Origin of the sequence: Corallococcus sp. AB049A (assembly GCF_003668885.1) — a bacterium.
In the GTDB taxonomy this organism is placed as follows: domain Bacteria; phylum Myxococcota; class Myxococcia; order Myxococcales; family Myxococcaceae; genus Corallococcus; species Corallococcus interemptor.
This window is the reverse complement of sequence record NZ_RAWL01000007.1, coordinates 25,826-47,285: the sequence shown is the minus strand read 5'-3', so window position 1 is coordinate 47,285 and position 21,460 is coordinate 25,826. Positions and strand designations below refer to the sequence as shown.

The 21,460-nt window shown below is 69.3% G+C and carries 24 protein-coding genes; 12 read left to right on the top strand and 12 right to left on the bottom strand.

From position 1 onward, the window contains the following. Window positions 1-2: 2 nt before the first annotated feature. The 4 genes from lepA to D7X55_RS01650 form a co-directional block, all read right to left on the bottom strand. Entirely contained in the window at window positions 3-1,814 is a 1,812-nt protein-coding gene (lepA, locus tag D7X55_RS01665) for a translation elongation factor 4 (RefSeq protein ID WP_120546415.1), read from the bottom strand. 162 nt (window positions 1,815-1,976) lie between these two features. Further along, entirely contained in the window at window positions 1,977-2,921 is a 945-nt protein-coding gene (locus D7X55_RS01660; RefSeq protein ID WP_120546416.1) for an NAD-dependent epimerase/dehydratase family protein, read from the bottom strand. Window positions 2,922-2,995: 74 nt separating this feature from the next. Beyond that, complete coding sequence (locus D7X55_RS01655; RefSeq protein ID WP_120546417.1) at window positions 2,996-3,955, bottom strand: UDP-glucuronic acid decarboxylase family protein; 960 nt, start codon at window positions 3,953-3,955, stop codon at window positions 2,996-2,998. Window positions 3,956-3,979: 24 nt separating this feature from the next. Then, window positions 3,980-4,162: a ribbon-helix-helix domain-containing protein gene (locus D7X55_RS01650; RefSeq protein WP_014397342.1), complete on the bottom strand. Its 183-nt coding sequence runs from the start codon at window positions 4,160-4,162 to the stop codon at window positions 3,980-3,982. Window positions 4,163-4,254: 92 nt separating this feature from the next. On the opposite strand from D7X55_RS01650, the gene D7X55_RS01645 reads away from it, so the two are divergent. Further along, window positions 4,255-4,854 carry a hypothetical protein gene (locus tag D7X55_RS01645; protein WP_121722016.1) on the top strand — a complete coding sequence of 200 codons (600 nt, stop codon included), beginning with the start codon at window positions 4,255-4,257 and terminating at the stop codon, window positions 4,852-4,854. 64 nt (window positions 4,855-4,918) lie between these two features. Here the strand turns inward: D7X55_RS01645 and D7X55_RS01640 are convergent, their stop codons facing one another. From D7X55_RS01640 to D7X55_RS01625, 4 genes are all read right to left on the bottom strand, one after another. Further along, the gene (locus tag D7X55_RS01640; RefSeq protein WP_014397344.1) at window positions 4,919-5,281 is read right to left on the bottom strand and encodes a cupin domain-containing protein; all 363 of its coding nucleotides are present in this window, start codon (window positions 5,279-5,281) and stop codon (window positions 4,919-4,921) included. 29 nt (window positions 5,282-5,310) lie between these two features. Beyond that, complete coding sequence (locus D7X55_RS01635; protein WP_121722011.1) at window positions 5,311-6,252, bottom strand: SPOR domain-containing protein; 942 nt, start codon at window positions 6,250-6,252, stop codon at window positions 5,311-5,313. Between the two features lie 163 nt (window positions 6,253-6,415). Next, window positions 6,416-7,462 (bottom strand): tRNA 2-thiouridine(34) synthase MnmA, encoded by a 1,047-nt coding sequence (gene mnmA / locus D7X55_RS01630; protein ID WP_121722010.1) that lies wholly within the window; start codon window positions 7,460-7,462, stop codon window positions 6,416-6,418. Between the two features lie 94 nt (window positions 7,463-7,556). Further along, window positions 7,557-8,822, bottom strand: coding sequence for a CCA tRNA nucleotidyltransferase (locus tag D7X55_RS01625; protein WP_121722009.1), 1,266 nt, complete (start codon window positions 8,820-8,822; stop codon window positions 7,557-7,559). Window positions 8,823-9,039: 217 nt separating this feature from the next. Here D7X55_RS01625 and D7X55_RS01620 point away from each other — a divergent pair, with 217 nt between their 5' ends. Then, the gene (locus D7X55_RS01620; protein WP_121722008.1) at window positions 9,040-9,429 is read left to right on the top strand and encodes a hypothetical protein; all 390 of its coding nucleotides are present in this window, start codon (window positions 9,040-9,042) and stop codon (window positions 9,427-9,429) included. Window positions 9,430-9,500: 71 nt separating this feature from the next. Beyond that, on the top strand, window positions 9,501-9,929 hold the full coding sequence (locus D7X55_RS01615; RefSeq protein WP_120546422.1) for a DUF4326 domain-containing protein: 429 nt from the start codon (window positions 9,501-9,503) through the stop codon (window positions 9,927-9,929). Here the strand turns inward: D7X55_RS01615 and D7X55_RS01610 are convergent. Continuing rightward, window positions 9,923-10,375: an alpha/beta hydrolase fold domain-containing protein gene (locus D7X55_RS01610; RefSeq protein WP_233609471.1), complete on the bottom strand. Its 453-nt coding sequence runs from the start codon at window positions 10,373-10,375 to the stop codon at window positions 9,923-9,925. The two genes, D7X55_RS01615 and D7X55_RS01610, sit on opposite strands and share 7 nt — an antisense overlap. Between D7X55_RS01610 and D7X55_RS01605 the strand changes: the two genes are divergently transcribed. From D7X55_RS01605 to D7X55_RS01595, 3 genes are read left to right on the top strand one after another with little or no spacing between them, the layout of a single operon-like run. Then, window positions 10,374-10,685 carry a hypothetical protein gene (locus tag D7X55_RS01605; RefSeq protein ID WP_120546423.1) on the top strand — a complete coding sequence of 104 codons (312 nt, stop codon included), beginning with the start codon at window positions 10,374-10,376 and terminating at the stop codon, window positions 10,683-10,685. The genes D7X55_RS01610 and D7X55_RS01605 overlap by 2 nt on opposite strands. Before the next feature lie 32 nt (window positions 10,686-10,717). Further along, a complete protein-coding gene (locus D7X55_RS01600) occupies window positions 10,718-11,338 on the top strand; it encodes a DUF1877 family protein (RefSeq protein ID WP_120546424.1) in 621 nt (206 codons plus the stop codon). 1 nt (window position 11,339) lies between these two features. Beyond that, window positions 11,340-12,023 carry a tyrosine-protein phosphatase gene (locus D7X55_RS01595; protein ID WP_121722007.1) on the top strand — a complete coding sequence of 228 codons (684 nt, stop codon included), beginning with the start codon at window positions 11,340-11,342 and terminating at the stop codon, window positions 12,021-12,023. 115 nt (window positions 12,024-12,138) lie between these two features. On the opposite strand, the gene D7X55_RS01590 is transcribed toward D7X55_RS01595, so the two are convergent. Beyond that, window positions 12,139-13,044: a LysR family transcriptional regulator gene (locus D7X55_RS01590; RefSeq protein ID WP_121722006.1), complete on the bottom strand. Its 906-nt coding sequence runs from the start codon at window positions 13,042-13,044 to the stop codon at window positions 12,139-12,141. 147 nt (window positions 13,045-13,191) lie between these two features. On the opposite strand from D7X55_RS01590, the gene D7X55_RS01585 reads away from it, so the two are divergent. From D7X55_RS01585 to D7X55_RS01575, 3 genes are all read left to right on the top strand, one after another. Then, window positions 13,192-14,235 carry an NAD(P)-dependent alcohol dehydrogenase gene (locus D7X55_RS01585; RefSeq protein WP_121722005.1) on the top strand — a complete coding sequence of 348 codons (1,044 nt, stop codon included), beginning with the start codon at window positions 13,192-13,194 and terminating at the stop codon, window positions 14,233-14,235. A 145-nt stretch (window positions 14,236-14,380) separates the two neighbouring features. Continuing rightward, on the top strand, window positions 14,381-15,562 hold the full coding sequence (locus D7X55_RS01580; protein ID WP_120546428.1) for a right-handed parallel beta-helix repeat-containing protein: 1,182 nt from the start codon (window positions 14,381-14,383) through the stop codon (window positions 15,560-15,562). A gap of 110 nt (window positions 15,563-15,672) precedes the next feature. Beyond that, window positions 15,673-16,542: a flagellar motor protein MotB gene (locus D7X55_RS01575; RefSeq protein ID WP_120546429.1), complete on the top strand. Its 870-nt coding sequence runs from the start codon at window positions 15,673-15,675 to the stop codon at window positions 16,540-16,542. 6 nt (window positions 16,543-16,548) lie between these two features. Here D7X55_RS01575 and D7X55_RS01570 read toward each other — a convergent pair whose 3' ends face one another. Continuing rightward, window positions 16,549-16,962, bottom strand: a complete 414-nt coding sequence (locus tag D7X55_RS01570) for a hypothetical protein (RefSeq protein ID WP_199746828.1) — start codon at window positions 16,960-16,962, stop codon at window positions 16,549-16,551. Window positions 16,963-17,101: 139 nt separating this feature from the next. Here D7X55_RS01570 and D7X55_RS01565 point away from each other — a divergent pair, with 139 nt between their 5' ends. Further along, entirely contained in the window at window positions 17,102-17,842 is a 741-nt protein-coding gene (locus D7X55_RS01565; protein ID WP_199746827.1) for a fatty acid desaturase, read from the top strand. Window position 17,843: 1 nt separating this feature from the next. Here the strand turns inward: D7X55_RS01565 and D7X55_RS01560 are convergent, their stop codons facing one another. Beyond that, window positions 17,844-18,725 carry an NAD(P)-dependent oxidoreductase gene (locus D7X55_RS01560; protein WP_121722003.1) on the bottom strand — a complete coding sequence of 294 codons (882 nt, stop codon included), beginning with the start codon at window positions 18,723-18,725 and terminating at the stop codon, window positions 17,844-17,846. 151 nt (window positions 18,726-18,876) lie between these two features. Here D7X55_RS01560 and D7X55_RS01555 point away from each other — a divergent pair, with 151 nt between their 5' ends. Next, complete coding sequence (locus D7X55_RS01555; protein ID WP_233609470.1) at window positions 18,877-19,881, top strand: alcohol dehydrogenase; 1,005 nt, start codon at window positions 18,877-18,879, stop codon at window positions 19,879-19,881. A gap of 46 nt (window positions 19,882-19,927) precedes the next feature. Then, the gene (locus D7X55_RS01550) at window positions 19,928-21,460 is read left to right on the top strand and encodes a M28 family metallopeptidase (RefSeq protein WP_121722001.1); all 1,533 of its coding nucleotides are present in this window, start codon (window positions 19,928-19,930) and stop codon (window positions 21,458-21,460) included.

The window sequence follows — 21,460 nt, the reverse complement described above, 5'->3', positions numbered from 1 at the left end:
GGCTACTGCTCCGTCTTGAGGACCGCGAGGAAGGCTTCCTGCGGAATCTCCACCGTGCCCACCTGCTTCATGCGCTTCTTGCCCTCCTTCTGCTTCTCCAGGAGCTTGCGCTTGCGGCTGATGTCGCCGCCGTAGCACTTGGCAAGGACGTTCTTGCGCATGGCGGAGATCGTCTCGCGGGAGATGATCTTCGCGCCGATGGCTGCCTGGATGGCCACCTCGTACATCTGCTTCGGAATCACTTCCTTGAGCTTCTCGCAGACCTCGCGGCCGCGCAGGTACGCGCGCTCGCGGTGCACGATGACGCTGAGCGCGTCCACCGGCTCGCCGTTGATCAGGATGTCCAGCTTCGCCAGGTCCGCCTCCTGGTACGACGACAGCTCGTAGTCGAGGCTCGCGTAGCCGCGCGACACGCTCTTCAGCCGGTCGAAGAAGTCGAAGACGACTTCCGCCATGGGCATCTCGTAGGTCACCTGCACGCGGGTGCCGCTGGAGCCCAGGTACTTCATGTCCTTCTGCACGCCACGCCGGTCCTGGCACAGCTTCAGGATGGCGCCCAGGTGCTCGTTGGGCACGTGGATGTGGCAGGTGAGGATGGGCTCCTCGAACTTCTCGATGTTCTGCGTGGGCGGCAGCTTCGCCGGGTTGTCCACCAGCAGCGTCTCACCCTTGCTGGTGGTGATGCGGTAGACCACCGACGGCGCCGTCGTGATCAGGTTGAGGTTGTACTCGCGCTCCAGGCGCTCCTGGACGATCTCCATGTGGAGCAGGCCCAGGTAGCCGCAGCGGAAGCCGAACCCCAGCGCCGTGGACGACTCGGGCTCGTAGGTGAAGGCGGAGTCGTTGAGCGTCAGCTTCGCCAGCGCGTCGCGCAGGTTCTCGTAGTCCGCGGAGTCCACCGGGAAGATGCCGGAGAACACCATCGGCTTGACTTCCTTGAAGCCCGGGAAGGCCGTCTCCGTGGGGCGCGCCTCCTCCGTCACGGTGTCGCCGACCTTCGCGTCCTGCAGCTCCTTCACGTTGGCGACGAGCACGCCCACCTCGCCCGCCATCAGCTGCTGCACCGGGCGCGAGAACGGGCTGAACACGCCCAGCTCCTGCACCTCGAAGACCTTGTTGTTGCTGAACATCTTGATCTTCTGCTTCAGCTTCAGCGTGCCTTCCAGCACGCGCACCAGCGTCACCACGCCCCGGTAGTTGTCGTACCAGGAGTCGAAGATGAGCGCCTTGAGCGGCGCGGAGGGCGAACCCTGCGGCGGCGGCACGCGCTGGACCACCGACTCCAGGATGTCGTGGATGCCCAGGCCCTCCTTGGCGGAGGCCGGCACCGCGACGGACGCATCGATGCCGATGACGTCTTCAATCTCCCCGCGCGTGCGGTCCACGTCCGCGCTGGGCAGGTCGATCTTGTTGATGACCGGGATGATTTCCAGGTTGTGGTCCAACGCCATGTAGACGTTGGCGAGCGTCTGCGCCTCCACGCCCTGCGTCGCGTCCACGACGAGCAGCGCGCCCTCGCACGCGGCGAGGCTGCGGCTCACCTCGTAGGCGAAGTCCACGTGTCCCGGCGTGTCGATGAGGTTGAGGACGTAGTTCTGGCCGTCCTTCGCGGTGTACGTCATCCGCACGGACTGGGCCTTGATGGTGATGCCCCGCTCTCGCTCGATGTCCATGTTGTCGAGGAACTGGGCCTGCGCCTCACGCTTGGTCAGCGTGCCTGTCTTCTCCAGGAGGCGGTCGGCCAGCGTCGACTTTCCATGGTCGATGTGGGCGATGATGCAGAAGTTGCGGATGTGCGCGTTTTCAGCCGGCATGTTCAGGGCGCTCGTCGGTCGCGAAGCGGGCGTAGGTAACACCGAACCGCCCGAAAATCCACGACCGGCGCACACCTGCCCGCCGGGCACTCCACCCACCTGACGCCCCGAAATCCCCCCGGCTTGCCGCCCAGGGGGACTCCAGCGGCGTTGAGAAACCTGCTAGCCCCGGGCGCGCATGGGGCCCGCGGCCTGCTCACGGAAGAAGTGCAGCGTGCGCTTGAGGCCCTCCGCCAGCTGCACGGACGGCTCCCAGCCCAGCACCTTCTTCGCGTGGGACGCGTCGATGCAGGAGCGCAGCTGCTCGCCCGGCTTGCCCGGCGCGTGCTCGGCCTTCAGCGAGCTGCCGCCGGCCTCCGCGATGAGCTCGTAGAGCCGGTTGATGTCCGTCTCCACGCCGGTGCCGATGTTGGCGGCGCCCACGTAGTCGCTCTGGGCGGCCAGGTAGTTGGCGCGGGCCACGTCCGGACCGAAGACGAAGTCACGCGTCTGCTTGCCCTCGCCGAAGATGGTGCAGCCCTGCCCCGCGACGACGCGCTTGCTGAACACGGCCACCACGCCCGCTTCGCCGTGCGGGTTCTGACGGGGGCCGTACACGTTGGCGTACCGCAGGGCGACGTACGGCAGGCCGTACTGCGCCCGGTAGTAGCCCAGGTACAGCTCGCCCGCCGCCTTGGAGACGCCGTACGGCGACACCGGCCGCGTCGGGTGGTCCTCGCGGGCGGGGAAGTAGTCCTGCTCGCCGTAGATGGCGCCGCCGGTGGAGCTGAAGATGACCTTCTTCACGCCCGACTGGCGCGAGGCCTCCAGCAGGTTGAGCATGCCGCGGACGTTCACGTCCGCGTCGAAGCTGGGGTCCTCCACGCTCTTGCGCACGTCCATCTGGGCGGCCAGGTGGCAGAGCACCTGCGGCTTCTCCGTGCGGATGAGCTCCGCGGCTTCCGGGCTCCGGATGTCGAGCACGACCAGCCGCACGCGCGGATCCAGGTTCTCCTTCTTGCCGCTCAGCAGGTTGTCCAGCGCGATGACCTCATGGCCATTGCGCAGGAACTCGTCGCACACGTGCGAGCCGATGAAGCCCGCGCCGCCCGTCACCAGGACTTTCACGCCGTTCTCCCCAGGTCCGGCCGCCAGGGGGGCCGGACCATCGTCTACCTCGCGTTCACTCGCGCGCGGCCAACCTAAGCTCCAGAGGGGCGACCGGCAACCTCTCGGAAGTAGGCGATGGTGTCCCGCAGACCATCCTCCAGCTTCACCTTGGGCTCCCAGCCCAGCAGCGTGCGCGCGCGGGTGATGTCCGGCTGACGCTGCTTCGGATCATCCTTGGGCAGCGGGTGGTAGACGATCTGCCTACCTCCGCCGGCCGCCTCACGCACGGCCTCCGCGAACTGCTTGATGGTCATCTCGCGCGGGTTGCCGATGTTCACCGGGCCCCGGACGTCCGAGAGGATGAGCCGCACCAGGCCGTCCACCAGGTCCTTCACGTAGCAGAAGGAGCGCGTCTGGCTGCCGTCGCCAAAGACGCTGAAGTCCTCGCCCTTGAGCGCCTGGCCCACGAAGGCGGGCACCACGCGGCCGTCGTTGAGGCGCATGCGCGGGCCGTAGGTGTTGAAGATGCGCACGATGCGGACGTTCACGCCGCGGCTGCGCTCGTAGGCGGCGCTGATGGCCTCCGAGTAGCGCTTGGCCTCGTCGTACACCGAGCGGGGCCCGATGGGATTCACGTTGCCCCAGTAATCCTCCTTCTGGGGGTGCACCAGCGGGTCGCCGTACACTTCCGACGTGGAGGCCATGAGGAACACGGCCTTCTTCTTCTCCGCCAGCTTCAGCGCGTTCTCCGTGCCAATGGAGCCCACGCGCAGCGTCTCGATGGGGAGGTTCGCGTAGTCGATGGGCGACGCCGGCGAGGCGAGGTTGAGGACGAAGTCCACCGGCCCGTCCACCTCCAGCCCCTCCGTGATGTCCTGCTTCACGAACTGGAAGCCCGCGCGCGGCTTGAGCGTGCGCACGTTCGCTTCGTTTCCGGTGATGAGGTTGTCCACCGCGAGGACGGACTCCGCGCCGTCATCCAGCAGCCGCTCACACAGGTGCGAGCCCACGAATCCGGCCCCACCCAACACCACCGCCCGCTTGCCACGCATGCTCGTCACGTCACGCCTCGTTCGTCAGGAGAGTTCGTCGAAGGTTGCCTGGCCCGGCAGCTGCGCCTTGTACTTCTCCAGCACCAGGTCGATGCCCTGCCGGATGTATTCGGCCACGGGCACCTTCGTCTTCTGGTTCAGCGCCTTGAGCAGTTCGTTCTGCTCCGGAGTGATGTAGATGGTGGTGCTGACTTTCTTTCGGGCCATGGCGATACGTGAAAATATATGGAATGACGTGGCCTGCGAAGCACGGAGTGGAAGCGGCGCGAACATGGCGCCCCACCTGCTTGGGAGGCACCTTGGCTTCTAGCAACCGCTTGATTTTCCTGGGCTTCCTGGTGGCAGGCGCGCTCACGGGCTGCGCGAGCCAGAAGGCCTCGGAGGGCTCTGACACGGTGCGCAAGCGCCCCGAGGCGGAAGCCGTCCGGGGGAAGCAGGACCCCGGGGAGACCGTCACGGAGCTGGACGCCAACGGCGACGGCCAGACGGACGTCTGGGAGTACCGGCTCAAGGACGTGCTGGTGCGCAAGGAGCTGGACCTGAACTGGGACGGCCGTGTGGACGTCACCCAGTACCTGGATCCGCAGGGCGCGAAGGTCCGCGAAGTCATGGACCTGGACTACGACGGCAAGGTGGACGCCACGTACCACTACGCCGAGGGCAAGCGCACCAAGGGCGAGCGCGACCTGGACGGCGATGGGAAGGCGGACTCGTGGCTCTTCTACGAGAACGACACGCTCGTGCGGAAGGAGCGTGACGCGAACCACGACGGCCGCGTGGACTACTGGGAGTACTGGGAGAACGGCCAGGTGGACCGCATTGGCGAGGACCTGGACGGTGACGGCACCGTGGACCAGTGGACCCGCAACCCGGCGCCCGGGGCGAAGTCCAGGGAGTGATGCCGGGAGCGCGGGCCGGCGCACCTTCGAGGGCGCGCCGGCGGGCGGGTACGGCTTCTAGCGACTACGGAGCGCTGGTGCCCGTGCGCCCGTAGGAGTCCTCCAGGCGGACCACGTCATTCAGCTCGGGGGTGCTGACCTCGAGGATGTCGCAGTCGGTGATGGCGACCATGCGGTGCTTGGTCAGCGGCTTGATGTGGTAGCTCTCACCGGGGTTCATCTCCTTCTCGATGAGGCCCTGGCCCTCGTCGACGACGAAGAGGAGCTTGCCGCTCTGGACGTGGATGGTCTCGTCCTTGACGTTGTGGAACTGGAGGCTCAGCTTGTGGCCGGCCTTCACGTGCAGGAGCTTGCCCACGTAGCGCTCCGTGTGGGCCCAGATGAGCTCGTGACCCCAGGGCTTCTCCACCCGCTTCGTCGTCGTCATTTGCTTCGTCTCTTCCTTGCCCAGCAGCGCTAGTTCGTGCCGGCCACGTACGCGTCGAGCTGGGTCTCGCGCTTGAAGTCCGTCAGGTACCGGCCCGCGGCTTCCTTGCTGGCGAAGCTGCCCATCCGGACGCGGTACCAGGTGCCCTTTCCGGGCACCTCCGCCGCCAGGATATACGGGGCATAGCCCCGGTCTCGCAACCGCGCGGCGAACCGGTCGGCGTCCTGGCGGCTCTGGAAGGCGGAGAGCTGGAGCGTGAACGCCCCACCCTTCACGGCCTCCGACGGACGCGGCGGCTCCGCGGGCAGCGCCTGCGCCCGGGCGATGGCCTCCTTCATGCCTCCGTCACGCACGGCGGTCCGGGTGGCGACGGGCGTCTCCTCCACCTTTCCCTTCACCGGCTCCACCACCTTGGGCTCCGGCTTCGCGGCGGCGACCTTGGCGGGCTCCGCGGGCTTCGGCTCCGGCTTCGCTTCGGGCTTCGACAGCGGCTTGCCGTTCGCGATGGCGTCCTCCTCCGCGGAGTCCATCGCGGGCAGCTCGCCCGTGTCGGGGTCCGGCGTGGGGGCCAGGGCGGCGGGCTTCGCGGCGACCTTGGGGGCCTCCGCGGGCTTCGTCTCCGGCTTCACCTCGGGCTTCGCGGCGGCGGCGGCCTTGGGGGCCTCCGGCTTCGCGGCGACCTTGGGCAGCGGCGGCAGGGGCTCCGAGCCCGTCTTGCGGGTCAGCTCGTCCGGGAAGGTGAGCGGCGGCTCCTGGCGCGCGTCGTTGAGGACCTGCGCGTTGGCGTCCAGCGCGGAGAGCAGGTCCGGCGCGGCGGCCGTCTGCGCGTCGCCCGCGAGCTTCTTGCCCACCACCACGCCCAGCACGAACACGGCGCCCATCACGACGATGCCGGCGATCAACAGGCTGACGATCTGCCGGTTATCCAGCGAGACGTCGAACTTCTCCTTCATCCGGTGGGCGTCACGCATGGCGGGGCAGACCTCAAGTGGCGCGCTCACGGCCGTGTAACGGCCTGTAGCGACAGCGTGCGCGCAAGCTACGCCCCACCCCCAGGCGGGTCAAATTCGCGGAGCCCCTGGAGATCCATCGCGTCCGAGGCCGGAAGTCCGGCGCGGGACGCGACAGGTCGGCTCAGACGATCCACCCGCCGCCGAGCACGCGGTCCCTGTCGTAGACGACCGCGGCCTGCCCCGGCGTGACGGCGCGCGCGGGCGCGTCGAGCTTCACGGACACCAGCCCGTGCTGCGAGATGTGGATCCGCCCCGGGGCGCCCGCGTGGCGGTGCCGGATGCGGACCTCCACGGACTGCTCCGGCGGAGGCGGCCCGTCCACCCAGTGCGGCTGGAGCAGGCCGAACTGCGCGCGGCCGGTGCCCTCCGCGGGCCCCACGACGACGCGGTTCGTCTCCGGCTCCAGGCGCTGCACGTAGCGCACCTCGCCGCCACCCAGGTTGAGTCCCTTGCGCTGACCCACGGTGAAGCGGTGGATGCCGTTGTGCGTGCCCAGCACGTTGCCGTCGGGATCCACGACCTCGCCGGACGGCTGCGGGCCGGCGACCTTCTCCACGAACCCGGCGTAGTCGCCGTCGGGCACGAAGCAGATCTCCATGCTCTCCGGCTTGTGGGTGGTGGGCAGCTGGTGGCGCTCGGCGACGGCGCGCACCTCCGCCTTGGTGAGGTGGCCCACCGGGAAGAGGACGTCCTTCAGCTCCTCCTGGCCCAGGGTGAAGAGGAAGTAGCTCTGGTCCTTGGCGGCGTCCACGGCGCGGCGCAGGTGGAAGCGGCCGTCCACCTCCTCCACCTGGGCGTAGTGGCCCGTGGCCAGCCGGGCGCCCAGGGCGCGCGCGCGCTTGAGGAGGAAGTTGAACTTCACGTCGCGGTTGCAGCTGACGCAGGGGATGGGCGTCTTGCCGCCCAGGTACGACTGGACGAACGGGTTGACGACCCGGTCCTGGAAGATCTCCTCGGCGTTGGCCACGTAGAACGGGATGCCCAGCGTCTGGGCCACCGCGCGGGCGTCGTCGATGTCGTCCGGACTGCAGCAGCTGCCGCACTTCGCGGCGCCCTCGTAGGACCAGACGCGCAGGGTGATGCCGATGACCTCGTGGCCCTGCTCCTTGAGCAGGGCGGCGGCGGCCGAGGAATCCACTCCGCCACTCATCGCAACGACGACTCGCATGGGGCTCCTTCCTACACGCCCCCAGGCCGCGACGCACGGCCGGAGGCGCTCCAGGCCCCCTCCCCTGCCCTCCGGCCGGGAGGAGGCCCCCGTGTCATGAACCGCGCGCCGCCCAGGCCGTGAGCAGGGCGCGGAGCGCGTCCGCGGTGTTCAGCGACGGGTCGTCGAGCACGGATTCGACAAGGTACCGGGTCGCCTCGCCCACCTTCGGCGAGGGGCCGATGCCCAGCGTCTTCATGATGTCGCCCCCGCTGAGCGCCAGCTCCTTGGCGGACAGCGGGGGCTTCGCCGCGGCCAGCGCCTCCAGCCGTGAGGCCAGCGCCTCCACCGCGGGCAGCCGCTCCGGGGCCCGGGCCTGGACGCGGGCCTTCGCCACGGCGAGCAGCGCGGGCAGGTTCACCAGCCCAATGCGGGCGAGCAGCCGGCGCAGCGCCGGGTCCGCGTCGTCCACGCGCGTCTCCAGCTTCGCGTGCTCGACGAGCAGCCCGATGAGGTCGGCGGACTTGTTGGGGAACTTCAGGCGCAGGCACAGCTCCTTCGCCTGCGTCGCGGTGTCGATGTCCGCCAGCAGCGTGGCCACCCGCAGGTCCGCGTCCAGCGGCGCGGCCTGCACGGCGGCGCGGGCGAGCCGGACGCTCTCCGCGTCCGCATGGGCCACCTCCGGAAGGAAGCACTCCATCAGCCCCGTGTCCGCCAGCAGGTGCAGCCCCGTCTCCGCGCGCGGGGACAGGAGCAGCTTGAGCAGCTCCTCGCGCACGCGCTCCAGCGCGACCTTGCGGAACACGGCCAGGGTCGCGGGGATGGCGTCGCGCGTCTCCGGGTCCAGGGTGAAGCCCAGCACGGCGGCGAAGCGCACGGCGCGCAGGGGGCGCAGGCCGTCCTCGGAGAAGCGCTCCAGCGCGGAGCCCACGCAGCGGATCAGCTTCGCGGCCAGGTCCACCTGCCCGCCGAAGGGATCCACCAGCTCGCGGTCGAGCGGGTTGTACGCCATGGCGTTGATGGTGAAGTCGCGCCGCGACAGGTCCTTCACGATGTCGCGCTCGAAGGACACGGAGCTGGGGCGCCGTCCGTCCAGATAGTCCCCTTCCGAACGGAACGTCGTCACCTCCACGTGGTTGCCGCCGGTGACGACGGTGACGGTGCCGTGCTGGATGCCGGTGGGGATGACCTTGCGGAAGGCGCGCTGCACCTCTTCCGGCAGCGCGCTGGTGGCCACGTCGAAGTCCTTCGGGTGGACCTTGCGGACCATGTCCCGCACGCAGCCGCCCACCAGGTACGTGGGGTGGCCCAGCTCGCGCAGGCGGGTGATGACTTCGAGCACGGGCTTCGGAATGTCGGCGTCGTGGAGGTTGGCGATCATGTCCGCGGGGGGTGGGAGGAAGCGGCCGCGTTCGTAGCGGCTTCCGTCAGGCCTTGCCACTGCGGCGGCCCCCGCGAAGGCCGGCATACGACAAATGACGTATACGTGGGCCAATGAAAGTCCTCAGGAAACTCCTGCGCACACGCCCCGACAATCATTTCAACGCAGCACCTGCCGCGGGCGAGGCCCACGGGCCGCCGCCCCCACGAGGACACCCATGTTCAAGGTCACCAGCAACCACACTTTCAAGAACCCCGCCCGCCTCGACATCGACAAGACGACGCAGGGCAAGACGAGCGACTACAGCCACGCGGTCAGCGGCGTGAACCAGATCCTCGACAGGGGCAACATCGGCATCTCGGACCGGTCCAGGAACAGCGTCATCGACAACGTCAAGAAGGTGGAGACGGGCGCGCGCAGCGAGGTCAACGCGCACCAGCGCGAGGCGCTGAACTTCGGCCGCGACGCCTTCGTGAGCATCAGCAAGGGCCAGTTCAAGCAGGGCGCGGTGGAGGCGCTGGGCTCGGGGCTCAACGCCGCGGCCTCCGGGTTCAAGTCCACGTACACGCCGACCCCGCACGAGAAGCAGGGCATCGATCCCTGGTGACCCCTGCCTGCTGACGGGCCGGGCATCCCTCACGGCGTCTGGCGGGTGCAGCTGTTAACGATGCACCCGCCATGTCCGAACCCCGAACCACCGCGGTGCACGTCCACGACGCCTGTGAGGTGTACGTGGGCCGCGCCTTTCGAGCCTGGGCGAAGCCAGGGCCGCTCAACCCCGTGCCGGGCCGCTTCGGCAACCCGTTCAAGCCCGGGGGCGTGAAGACCTGGAAGGCAATGATTCGCACGTACTTCGAACCGTGGCTGGCCAGGCTGCCCGGGGACGAAGCCGCGAGCATCCGCGACGAGGCCCAGCGGCGCATGGCGCCCGGCCCGGATGCCTTTGAATCCTTCCGCTGGTATCTGGAATTGCGCACGCGGCATGACGCGGACTTCCTGCGGGACGTGCGCACGTTGAAAGGCAAGCGGCTGGGCTGCTGGTGCAAGCCGGGCCCGTGCCACGCGGACGTGCTGGCCGCGTGGCTGGATGCGGGCGCGGGTCAGTGACGCGCGCTCTCCCGCTCGCGGACCTGCGCGGGCTGGGACGTGAGCGCGGCTTCCGCCTGCCGCCGCGTGCCCAGCGCCTCCGACAGCGTCAGGCAGGCCTGGGTGATGGCATTGCGCGCGGCGAGTGAGTCCGCCAGCGGATCCAGCATCACGAAGTCATGGATCATCCCCGCGTACTGGACGGCCAGCGCCGGGACGCCCGCGTCCACCAGTCTGCGCGCGTAGGCCTGGCCCTCGTCGCGGAGCACGTCGCATTCGCCGTTGAGGATCAACGCGGGCGGCAGGCCTTGCAGCTGTGCGTCGGTCGCGCGCAGGGGGCTGACCGTGGCCTCCGTGCGGAGGGTGGAGTCCGGCGCGTAGTTGTCCCAGAACCACTGCATCCCACTGCGCGTGAGGAAGTGCAGGCCACGGTGGGCTTGTCCGATGCGCCGCAGGTAGCACGACATGGCGGTTCAGTACGATCCCAGCATCATCACGAAGCACACGCAGGCGCTGTACAACCGGGCCTCGGGCATCATCTTCGCGTGGGGTGTCATCGGCTTCATCGGGGGCGCGATTGGGGCGAGCGCCATGAACGCCCAGGGCGCCTTCGTCCTGGTGGGTGGGCTGGTGGTGGCGCTGAGCGGCGTCATGTTCGGCCGGGCCCGGGCCTTCTCCCTTCAGCTCCAGGCGCAGGTGGCGTTGTGCCAGGTCGCCATTGAAGCCAACACGCGGAGGGCCACGGCTGCGGAACCGGTGACCGCGCGGGCTGGATGAACGGATGGCAGCGGAGCTGCTAGGACGGGCCCATGGGACTTGATGCGACCTACCAGGCCCTTCCCGGCGGCTCCTCCCTGCTGGAACTGGCGCGGCGGAACATTGGCGTGGGCGGATGGCTGTCGTCCGTCCCCCGGCTGCTCCGCGAGCCACGTGAGGAAAGTCTGTCCCCGGGTGCCCCGGAGACCGATGAGCTTCAGCTCCTGGAGGCCGTGAAGGAGCTGCTGCGCGCCCGCCCCGATCTGGCGACACAACAGGTGGATCTCGGCCGGCGATGGGACCACCTGCACTTCGTCCTGTCCGACCGTCGCAGGAATGAACCGGGAGAGGAGGACGACTCCCTGGCTGGCATCGCGATTCGCGGTGAGGCGGAGATCGCTCCGCATGTGGTGGCGGGACAGGGCGTGCCCCTGCGCTATACGCGGCCGGAGACGGTGGAGCGGATCGCCCGGATGCTGGAGGCCGTGCGGTTCGACGCCCTTCGCGAGCACTTCACCTTCGCGAACCTGCGCGAGGCAGGCGTCTACAAGTGCCCGCGCGAGGACGGCATCGAAGAAGCCTGGCAGTGGCTCCGCGAGCACTTCGTCCTCTTCCGCGCCTTCCACGTCACGGCCGCGGAGCACGGGGACGGCGTCCTGGTCCGCGTGGACTGAAATGAAATACACGTTCGTCTTCACCACCGCGGCGGCGCTCCTCGCCTTCCTCGCACAGCGGATCCAAGGCGTTGGCTGGCTGCTGCTGTGGCCCGCGCTGAGCTTCGCCCTCCTGGCGCTCGCGTATGCCGGAGCGGGCGCACGGGCCTTTGGCAAGCAACCCGACGGACGAATGCGTCCGTGGGCGGTGCTCGCGCTCCTGCCCTACCTGCTGCTCACGTGGGGGACGTGGCATCTGGCGCGGCGCGGCTCACGGGAGCGTGTCTTTGACGAAGTGGTGCCCGGAGTCCTGGTGGGGCGCCGGCTGCTCCCGGGTGAGCTGCCCGAAGGCGTCACCGCCGTGCTCGACCTGACCTCCGAGTTCATCGAGCCGGAAGCCATCCGTGGCGCCTGCCGGTACGTGTCCCTGCCCATCCTGGACGCGTCGACGTTGCCCGTGGAGCACGTGGCTCCGGTCCTCCGTGAACTGGCCACCCTCCCCGGCCCGCTGTACGTCCACTGCGCGCAGGGACATGGGCGCACGGGGATGATCGCCGCCGCGCTCCTCGTGGCCCGGGGCGACGCGCCGGACGCGAAGACGGCGCTCGCGCGGGTGCGGCAGGCGCGGCCAGGGGTGCGGCTGTCCTCCCAGCAGGAGCGTGCGCTCGAAGCGCTGGCGGACGCCCTGCGGCCTTCGCGGGCTTGACCCCACGAAGCTGCGTTCAACATCTCTCCCCGCAAGAGAGCGACAGGAGAGAACACGATGCAGAAGCGCAGACTGGGCAAGCAGGAGGGCCTGGACAGCCGCCCCGAGCACCTCTTCACAAGGACTTCAGCGCCAGCTCCCGGGCCGCTTCGACGAAGAGCCGCAGTGGCGCGGAACGCTGCGCGCGGCTGGGATAGTAGAGGAAGAACCCCGGGACCGTCGGCGCGTAGGCCTCCAGCACCCGCACGAGCTTCCCGGTGCGCAGCGGCTCCGCCACCGCCGGCTCGAAGGCATACGCCAGGCCCACGCCCTGCTCCGCCAGGGCCGAGGGCAGATGGATGTCATTGCTGACGACGCCCCCGCGCACCGGCACGCGCCAGTTCTTGCGTCCGCGCTCCAGCTCCCACGGATACAGCGTCCCGGTCGTCTGCGAGCGGAACGTGATGCACTCGTGCTTCAGCAGGTCCTCGGGACGCTGGGGCGTGCCGTGGCGCTTGAGGTAGCCGGGCGACCCCACCACCACGAAGCGGAACGCGTCCGTGAGGCGCACCTGCACCATGTCGCGCTGGATGGACTCGCTCAGGCGAACGCCCGCGTCGTAGCCCTCCTCGACGATGTCCACGAAGCGATCCTCGATGACGACCTCCACCTCCACGCGCGGATGGCGCGCGCGGAAGGCCGGCACCACGGGCGTGATGACGTAGGGCACCGCCGCCGTCAGCACCGTCAGGCGGATCCGGCCCACGGCCTCACCCGGTTGGGCCGCCACCTCGCGGAGCGTGGCCAGCGTCTGGCCGACCGCCGGGCCTGCTCCCTCCACGAGCCGGCGGCCTACGTCCGTCAGGGCCACGCTGCGGGTGGTGCGGGTGAGCAGCACCACGCGCAGCTGCTCCTCCAGCTGCCGCACGGCCTGGCTCACCGCCGCCGTGGAGACGCCCAGCTCACGCGCGGCGCCGCTGAAGCTGCGCAGCCGGGCCACGGCGAGGAAGACCTGCAGCTGCGTGAAAGGCGCCGTAGTCATGCGCGAGGACCGTACCCGAAACCACTGTTAAGCCCCCGTTAAAAGGCTGTTGGCGTTCTCCGCGTAGTCCTCCCGGGCCCTGGCGCGTATCTCTCAGTCCGTGAACGGGGCCCACCGGCCCCCAAGACTCCTGGAGAGAGAAGACACATGCCCAACGCCAACGCCTACGCCGCCACCTCCGCGAAGTCCCCGCTCGGTCCCCTGACCCTCCAGCGCCGGGAACTGGGTCCTCGCGACGTCCTCATCGAGATCAAGTTCTGCGGCATCTGCCACTCCGACATCCACACCGTCCGCGGCGAGTGGGGCGAGCAGGCCTACCCCCTGGTCCCCGGCCATGAGATCGCCGGCATCGTCACCGGCGTCGGTTCCCAGGTGAAGAAGCACGCCGTCGGAGACCGCGTCGGCGTGGGCTGCATGGTGGACTCCTGCGGCGACTGCTCGTCCTGCCGCAAGGGCGAGGAGCAGCACTGCCTCAAGGGCATGGTCGGCACCTACGGCGCCACCGGCCGGGACGGGCAGGTCACCCAGGGCGGCTACTCCACGCACATCGTCGTGACCGAGGACTTCGTCCTCAAGATTCCGGAAGGCATCCCGCTGGACGCCGCCGCGCCGCTCTTGTGCGCGGGCATCACCACGTACTCGCCGCTGCGCCGCTGGGGCGCGGGCCCCGGCAAGAAGGTGGCCATCGTGGGCCTGGGCGGCCTGGGGCACATGGGCGTGAAGTTCGCTCGCGCGATGGGCGCGGAGGTCACCGTCCTGTCCCAGTCGCTGAGCAAGAAGGAGGAGGGCCTGCGCCTGGGCGCGCACCACTACTACGCCACGAAGGACCCGGAGACGTTCAAGAAGCTCGCGGGCACGTTCGACCTCATCGTGAACACGGTGAGCGCGAAGATCGACGTGGACGCCTACCTGTCCCTGCTCGCCCTGGACGGCGCGCTGGTCAACGTGGGCGCGCCTCCGGAGCCGCTGTCCCTCAACGTGTTCTCGCTCTTCATGCCCCGCCGCACGTTCACCGGCTCGCTCATCGGCGGCATCCCGCAGACGCAGGAGATGCTCGACTTCTGCGCCAGGCACCACATCGGCGCGGACATCGAGGTCATCCCCGCGAGCAAGATCAACGACGCCTACGAGCGCGTGCTGGCCTCCGACGTCCGGTACCGGTTCGTCATCGACACGTCGACGCTGAAGTAACCGCCGGGGCTCCTACCCACCCTTGGGCGCCGCCACGCTGTCGCACTCCGGGCCGCGCGCTGACACCGCTGGACGGGAAGCGGTCTGGAGCCCCGTGCCTACCTCTGGCGCCGGTGGCCGGACGTCTCCGGCCCGAGGAGGCAACATGAAGCAGATGCGTGGATTCACCCTGGCCCTGGCCGTCAGCACCTTGCTCACGGGAGCGCAGGACGTCCAGGCCCGTGGCACGGTCCCTTCCGATGCGGAGGGCGAAGTCACGTTCACCGCCGGAGCCACCGTCCATTGCGGTGACACCCTCACCACCCACACGCGTCTGACGCATGACCTCAACTGCCCCAGCTCGGCGCCCTTCGCGCTCCAGCTCGACGGCGCGGACATCGTCCTGGACCTGGGCGGCTACACCATCCGCCGCACTGGCCCGGCGAACGACGAGTCGCAGGGCGTCGTGATCGCGAGGGGCCGGATGGTGCGCAATGGCACCATCCGTGGATTCGGCAGCGGCATCACCACCACGTTCAATGCGGGCACGTTGTACGTGCGGCTGCATGAGCTCGCGCTCCTCGACAACAACATCGGCGTCTACGACCAGGCCTCGTATGGGAACTTCCTCATCACGAACTCACGTCTGAGCGGGAACGGCCAGGGGTTGAGCAGCGCGTTCGATGCGTCCGATGGCAACTTCGACGTGCGCTCCTCCGTCTTCACCCACAACGCGACCGCGATGATCGCGGACTTCCACAACATCGACGTGCTCGACTCCACCTTCACGTCCAATGGAGTCGTCATCCATTGCTTCGGGGGGGCCTTCCGTGTCCGGGGGAGCACGCTCGCGTGGAACGATGCCGTGGGCAGGATGCAGTTCGACTTCGGCGGTCCCTACACCTGCAACAACATGCGGTTCGAGAACTCACTCCTCGCGAACAACGCCTCGTTCGCGCCCACCGCCTGGCCCATCTGGCAGACGACCCGGCTGGAGATGGTGGACACCCTGGCCGTCAGCAATGGCGAGGGGCTCGAGGTGCAGGCCGAGACGGTCTACATCGACGGCAATACCTTCCATGACAACGCGGAGGGCCTGAGCCTGGCCGACCTTCCCGCGGCCGTCCCCACTCCGCTCACGGGCATCGTCCGGGGCAACCAGTTCCTGCGCAGCGGCAACGACGGCCTGCGCGTCCTGCCGCCCAGCACGCCCACGCTGATCAACAACGTCGCCCTGGGCAACGCGGGCATCGGCATCTACGCGCCCACCGCCATCAACGGCGGCGGGAACGTGGCGCGGGACAACGGCGTGGCCGACTGCGTCGGCATCGTCTGTTCCATGTACTGACGCTGGAAGAATGCACCTCCAGACACCTTCACGCACCCGGGTCGCCTTGAAGCGCACCCGGGGCCCTTCACTAGCGTGCCCTCCATCCATTGCACCCTGGAGGTCGCGACATGGAGACGGAACGTGGAAGGGCCTGGGTCCCCTGGCTGGTGACAGGATTGGTGGCGGCGCTCGCGGGGCTGGTGCTCTACCTGTCGCATCGCAGCACGACGCGCGCGGACGCGGAGGCGGCCTCGGCCACGGCGAAGGCCAGTGAGGCGGAGGCCGCGAAGCAACAGCTGGAGGCGAAGCTGGCCGCGCTGGAGGCGGAGCACGCGAAGCTGTCCACGGAGAAGGAGCAGCTCAACACGGAGAAGGAACAGCTCAGCCAGACAGTGCAGGAGCAGGAGGCGGAGCTGGCGCGGCTCAAGGCCACCTACGAGGACCTTCAGGACAAGCTGAAGAAGGAGATCGCCGAGGGCGCCATCCGCCTGTCGCAGGACGGCGGCCGCCTCCAGGTGGACCTGGTGGACAAGGTCCTCTTCGATTCGGGCGACGCCAGCATCAGCTCGCGCGGCCAGGAGGTCCTCACCCGGCTGGGCGGCGTGCTGTCCAAGGTGGATGACAAGCTCATCCAGGTGTCGGGCCACACGGACGACTCGCCGCCCACGCAGAAGCTCCAGGCCACCTTCCCCACCAACTGGGAGCTGTCCGTCGCGCGCGCCGTCAACGTGGTGCGCTTCCTCCAGGAGAAGGGCGGCGTGCCCGCGAAGCGCATGCTCGCGGCCGGCTACGGCGACACGCGGCCCCTGGCGGCCAATGCCTCACCGCAGGGCCGCGCGCGCAACCGCCGCATCGAGCTGCTGCTGATTCCGGAGCTGGCGGCGAAGCGCAACCCCGCCATCGCGAAGGCGGCGCCCGCGAAGGCGACGCCCGTGAAGGGGGCTCCCGCGAAGCCGGCCGCCGTGAAGCCCGCCGTCGGGAAGAAGACGGGCAAGTAGGAGTGCCTACTCGGAGAAGTGGCTGGAGGCCCGCCACTTCTTTCCGTTGAAGAGGTAGACCCAGGTGGCGTTGCCCTCGCCCCAGTCGACCAGCCCCTGGCGCGCCGTCCTGGGCACGCCGTAGGGGCCCGGCTTGGAGCGGATGCCGTAGAGCTGCAGGCAGCTCACCTGACGCGGGAGGGCGCTCACCTCCCGCACCTTCCCGTCCTTCGTGAAGAGCACCCGCACCGGCACGGAGCCGTTGCACGAGTAGCCCTTGCCCGGGAAGGCGTAGTCCGGCTGGCCGTCCTTGTCGAAGTCCCCCTGGACGCAGGGCCACCCGTCCGTCTTCAGGGCGTTGAGGTCCACGCCAATCTCCTCGAGCTGCGCGGTCGCGGTGCCGGCCGTCCCCTTGCAGAGGCAGTTCCAGCTCTTCTCCACGCTCCCGGTGTCCATTCGCCGGGGCGGCATAGCAAAGCCAGGCCCGGGTGTTAGCGCGACATCGCTGTTTCACCCCTCTTCGGGCATCCTTCACTGCATGGTCCAGCCGGAACGCCTCCGCGGTGTGAAGTGGAAGGACTTGAGGACGCTCTCGACGAGGGAGCTCCTCATCGAGAACAACCTGACCATTCCCTGGTTCTTGTTCTCGATGCTGCTGGCGTACTTCGAGCACTACGCCCTCGCCCTGCCCTTCTCGGCCTTCTTCTTCCTCACGGGCCTGAGGCAGGTCCACAACGGCTTCCACCGCGCGCTGGGCACGAACCGGTTCCTGACCTGGCTCACGCTGTATCTGAACAGCGTGCTGATGGTGGTCTCGCTCCACGCGGTGAAGTTCAACCACCTGAGACATCACCGGTTCACCCTGGCGGAGGGTGACTACGAGGGGAAGTCAGCGGGCATGTCCTGGTACGGGGCCATCCTGTACGGCCCCGTGCACATGTTCCTGATCCACAAGGTGACGCTCCAGCATGGCGACAGGAAGTACCGCTGGAACGTCCTGTTCGAGCTGGCCTCCATCGCGGTCTTCGTCGCCGGGGTCTTCCACCTGCGGCTTCACTTCCTCATCTACCACGTCATGGTGATGGCCCTGGGCGAGTGCCTGATGGCCTTCTTCGCCGTGTGGACCGTGCATCACGACACGCAGGATGCCCCGGCGCTCGCGCGGACCCAGCGCACCGGCTGGAAGAACCTGCTCACGTTCAGCATGTTCTATCACCTGGAGCACCACCTCTTCCCGGCGGTGCCCACCATCAAGCTGCCGGAGCTGGCGAAGCGCCTGGACCAGGCGCTTCCCGAACTGGAGAAGCGCCAGACCTTCTGAATCACTCCTGCTTCAGGGTGCGGAACACGGCGGGCAGTTCCTGCTCACCCAGCCCAGCGCCGAGCGCTCGCCGGTAGTTCTCCAGCAGCTCCCGGGGGAAGCGCGCGCTGATGCGGGCGTCGGTGCTCAGCCGGACGATGTGCTCGAGGGCGGCGACGTGGGTGTTGAGGCTGCACTGCTGGCCGGTGAAGTCGTTGTTCTCGATCATGCCCTGCGCGGCGTCGGCGGTGACGGAGATCAACCCCAGGAAGGAGTTCTTCTGGGCGAAGAAGGCCTTGGGGTCCAACCCCTCGGCCTGGCACATCGCCGCGGCGTGGAGGACCGCCAGCGAGCCGCCGTAGAAGGCCTCCAGGATGGCGCAGTCGAGCGTCGCGGCGGAGCCGATCTTCTCGTCGACGTAGACGGAGGTCTTCGCGATGGCCTGGAGGGTTTCCTGGTGCCGGTCGAACACGGCGCGCGACCCGGCGTAGTAGACCGTCGCGTAGTCGGTGGCCACGAACGCGGGAAAGGCGAGGATCGCCGCGTCCAGGTAGTCCACGCCGTGGGCCCTCGCCCACTCCAGCCCGCCGCGCGCATCCGCCGGTGAGCCGCTGGTGAGCTGGACGACCGTCGTTCCAGCCAGCGCCGACGCGATGGCCGGTGAGCCGACCAGCTCCGACCATGCGGCGTAGTTGGACAGCGAGACGACCACGAGCGCCCGCCCGGCGACGGCCTCCACCAGGCTCTCGAAGGCGACGGTGCCACCGCCCACGGCCCGGGCCTTGGCCGGCGTCCGGTTCCAGACCGCGACGTCGTGCCCCGCCGCGGCGAACGCCCGGGCCAGCGCGCTGCCCATGAGACCACTGCCAATCACCGCGAGCTTCGCCGGACGGCTGGAAGTCATCTGCACACTCCTGTGATGCGAGAGATGCACCAGCCTCGGAGCGCGAGGCCTCCGGCGTCAACCCGGCCGCTTGCCCACCGGCCTGGCGTTCTTCCTCACTCCAGGTGCGCCCGCACCGCGTCATCCCCATCCCTCCGCCATGGCCAGGACGATGAAATCCGTGCAGGTGAAGAAGGCAGGCGGCCCGCTCGAGACCGTGGAGCGCGAGGTCCCCGAGCCTGGACCCGGGCAGGTGCGCATCGCGGTGGAGGCGTGCGGCGTCTGCCACAGCGACGCCATCACCAAGGAAGGCTGGATGCCCATCCAGTACCCGCGCGTGCCGGGCCACGAGGTGGTGGGCCGCATCGACCGCGTGGGCTCCGGCGTGACGGCCTGGAAGGAAGGACAGCACGTCGGCGTGGGCTGGCACGGGGGCCACTGCGGCCAGTGTGTCGCGTGCCGCAGCGGGGACTTCGTCACCTGCGAGAAGCAGCAGGTCTGCGGCATCAGCTACGACGGCGGCTACGCGGAGTACATGGTCGCGCCCCAGGAGGCGCTGGCCCGCATCCCGGAGGGCATGTCCTCCGAGGACGCCGCGCCCCTGCTCTGCGCGGGCGTCACCACCTACAACTCCCTGCGCAACATGGGCGCGCGGCCGGGGGACCTGGTGGCGGTGCAAGGCATTGGCGGGCTGGGCCACCTGGCCATCCAGTACGCCAGCAAGTTCGGCTACCGCACCGTGGCCATCTCGCGCGGGGCGGACAAGAAGGCCCTGGCGCTGGAGCTGGGCGCGCACGAATACATCGACACGGAGAAGGAGAAGCCCGCGGAGGCCCTCCAGAAGCTGGGCGGCGCGCGCGTCATCATGATGACCGCGTCGAGCAGCAGCCTCGCGGGCGAGCTGTTGGGAGGCCTGGGCCGCAACGGCACCCTGCTGCTGTTGGGCGCGGGCTCGGAGCCCATCCCTGTCAGCAGCCTGTCCATGATCAGCAAGCGCACGCGCATCCAGGGCTGGCCCAGCGGCGTGCCCCAGGACTCGCAGGAGACCATGGAGTTCAGCGCGCTGGCCGGGGTGCGCTCGCGCAACGAAGTGTTCCCCCTGGACCGTGCGGCGGAGGCCTTCGACCGGATGATGAGCAACAAGGCCCGCTTCCGCGTGGTGCTCAAGATGCGCTGAAGGCTCGTGCTTGCCGGGGATGGGCCGGGGTGGGAATGCTTGCGGCATGTCCCCTGCCCGTCCGCTCGTCCGCCTCGCGGCGCTGTCCCTCGCCCTGGCCCTCCCGGCGCCCTCCAGTGCCCAGGAGGCCCCGCCTTCCGCGCGTGAGCGCGACGCCGCGCTGCTCGTGGGGAGCCTGCTGGGCGGAACGCCCATGCTCGACGACCTGCGCTCCCTGGTGGACGAGGTGGGCGGCAGGGCCACGGGCTCCGAGGCCAACAGCCGCTCCGTGGAGTGGGCGCTGGCGCGCTTCCGCGCCGCCGGAGTGCCGGCGCGCACGGAGGCCTTCCCCATGCCGGCGCTGTGGCTGGAGCGCGGCGCTACGGCCTCCGTGCAGGGCCCGGGCGTGCGCTTCGCCCCGCGCGTGGCCGCGATGCCCTTCTCCACCGCCACGCCCAAGGCCGGCCTCACCGCGCCGCTGGTGGACGCGGGCCGCGGCACCGGGGCGGATCTCCAGCGGTTGGGCGCGAAGGCGAAGGGCGCGTTCCTGCTGGTGGAGACGGACGAACTCAAGGACGTGGACGGCCTCTTTCGCGAGTACGACGAGGCCACCGCCATCGAGTCCCGCGCGTTCGCCGCGGGCGTGGCCGGCGTCGTCTACATGGGCAGCCGTCCGGGCAACCAGCTGTACCGGCACAGCGTCTCCGTGGGCCCCCGGAACACCCGCCCCATGATGGTGATGGAGCGCGACGGCGCGAAGCGCGCGCTGCGGCTGCTGCGCGCGGGCAAGGCCCTGAGCCTCACCGCGGCGTTGGACCTGAAGACAGGCGGCCCCTACGAGTCGCGCAACGTCATCGGGGAGCTGCGCGGCACCACGCACCCGGACGAGGTCGTCGTGCTGGGCGCGCACCTGGACAGCTGGGACCTGGGCGGCGGCGCGCTCGACAACGGCGCCAACGTCGCGATGCTCCTGGACCTCGCGCGGCAGATGCAGCGCCTGGGCCTGAAGCCCGCGCGCACCCTGCGCTTCGCGCTGTGGAACGGCGAGGAGCAGGGCATGTACGGCTCCGCGGGCTACACGCGCTCGCACGCGGCGGAGTTGAACCAGCACACGATGGCGCTGTCGGTGGACATCGGCTGCGGGCGCATCACCGGCTTCTACACGAACGGCCGGCCCGCCCTGGTGCCGCTGGTGGACGCCGCGCTCAAGCCCGTGGCGGGCCTGGGGCCCTTCACCCAGGTGGACGTGCCGGTGGTGGGCACCGACAACTTCGACTTCATGATGCACGGCGTGGCCAACCTCATCGCCAACCAGGAGCCGGCCACGTACGGGCCCAACTACCACGCGCGCTCGGACGAGTTCGAACAGTGCGACGCGCGCACCCTGCGCGCCAACGCGGCCGTGGTGGGTGCGCTCGCGTGGGGCTTCGCCACCATGGAGCAGAAGCTGCCCCGCCAGAGCCGCGCGGAGGTGGAGGCGCTCATCCGCGACACCGACCTGGGCTCGCAGATGAAGTCCTTCAACGTCTGGGAGGAGTGGGCCGCCGGCACCCGGGGCCATCCCCTGGAGGGCAAGCCCACCACTCCCGCCCCGCGCTGA

Coding starts and splice junctions, on each gene's coding strand:
- lepA (WP_120546415.1), bottom strand. CDS start 1,814: ATGCCGGCTGAAAACGCGCACATCCGCAACTTCTGCATCATCGCCCAC.
- D7X55_RS01655 (WP_120546417.1), bottom strand. CDS start 3,955: ATGCGTGGCAAGCGGGCGGTGGTGTTGGGTGGGGCCGGATTCGTGGGC.
- D7X55_RS01650 (WP_014397342.1), bottom strand. CDS start 4,162: ATGGCCCGAAAGAAAGTCAGCACCACCATCTACATCACTCCGGAGCAG.
- D7X55_RS01640 (WP_014397344.1), bottom strand. CDS start 5,281: ATGACGACGACGAAGCGGGTGGAGAAGCCCTGGGGTCACGAGCTCATC.
- D7X55_RS01635 (WP_121722011.1), bottom strand. CDS start 6,252: ATGCGTGACGCCCACCGGATGAAGGAGAAGTTCGACGTCTCGCTGGAT.
- mnmA (WP_121722010.1), bottom strand. CDS start 7,462: ATGCGAGTCGTCGTTGCGATGAGTGGCGGAGTGGATTCCTCGGCCGCC.
- D7X55_RS01625 (WP_121722009.1), bottom strand. CDS start 8,822: ATGATCGCCAACCTCCACGACGCCGACATTCCGAAGCCCGTGCTCGAA.
- D7X55_RS01620 (WP_121722008.1), top strand. CDS start 9,040: ATGTTCAAGGTCACCAGCAACCACACTTTCAAGAACCCCGCCCGCCTC.
- D7X55_RS01615 (WP_120546422.1), top strand. CDS start 9,501: ATGTCCGAACCCCGAACCACCGCGGTGCACGTCCACGACGCCTGTGAG.
- D7X55_RS01605 (WP_120546423.1), top strand. CDS start 10,374: ATGGCGGTTCAGTACGATCCCAGCATCATCACGAAGCACACGCAGGCG.
- D7X55_RS01610 (WP_233609471.1), bottom strand. CDS start 10,375: ATGTCGTGCTACCTGCGGCGCATCGGACAAGCCCACCGTGGCCTGCAC.
- D7X55_RS01600 (WP_120546424.1), top strand. CDS start 10,718: ATGGGACTTGATGCGACCTACCAGGCCCTTCCCGGCGGCTCCTCCCTG.
- D7X55_RS01595 (WP_121722007.1), top strand. CDS start 11,340: ATGAAATACACGTTCGTCTTCACCACCGCGGCGGCGCTCCTCGCCTTC.
- D7X55_RS01590 (WP_121722006.1), bottom strand. CDS start 13,044: ATGACTACGGCGCCTTTCACGCAGCTGCAGGTCTTCCTCGCCGTGGCC.
- D7X55_RS01585 (WP_121722005.1), top strand. CDS start 13,192: ATGCCCAACGCCAACGCCTACGCCGCCACCTCCGCGAAGTCCCCGCTC.
- D7X55_RS01580 (WP_120546428.1), top strand. CDS start 14,381: ATGAAGCAGATGCGTGGATTCACCCTGGCCCTGGCCGTCAGCACCTTG.
- D7X55_RS01575 (WP_120546429.1), top strand. CDS start 15,673: ATGGAGACGGAACGTGGAAGGGCCTGGGTCCCCTGGCTGGTGACAGGA.
- D7X55_RS01560 (WP_121722003.1), bottom strand. CDS start 18,725: ATGACTTCCAGCCGTCCGGCGAAGCTCGCGGTGATTGGCAGTGGTCTC.
- D7X55_RS01555 (WP_233609470.1), top strand. CDS start 18,877: ATGAAATCCGTGCAGGTGAAGAAGGCAGGCGGCCCGCTCGAGACCGTG.
- D7X55_RS01550 (WP_121722001.1), top strand. CDS start 19,928: ATGTCCCCTGCCCGTCCGCTCGTCCGCCTCGCGGCGCTGTCCCTCGCC.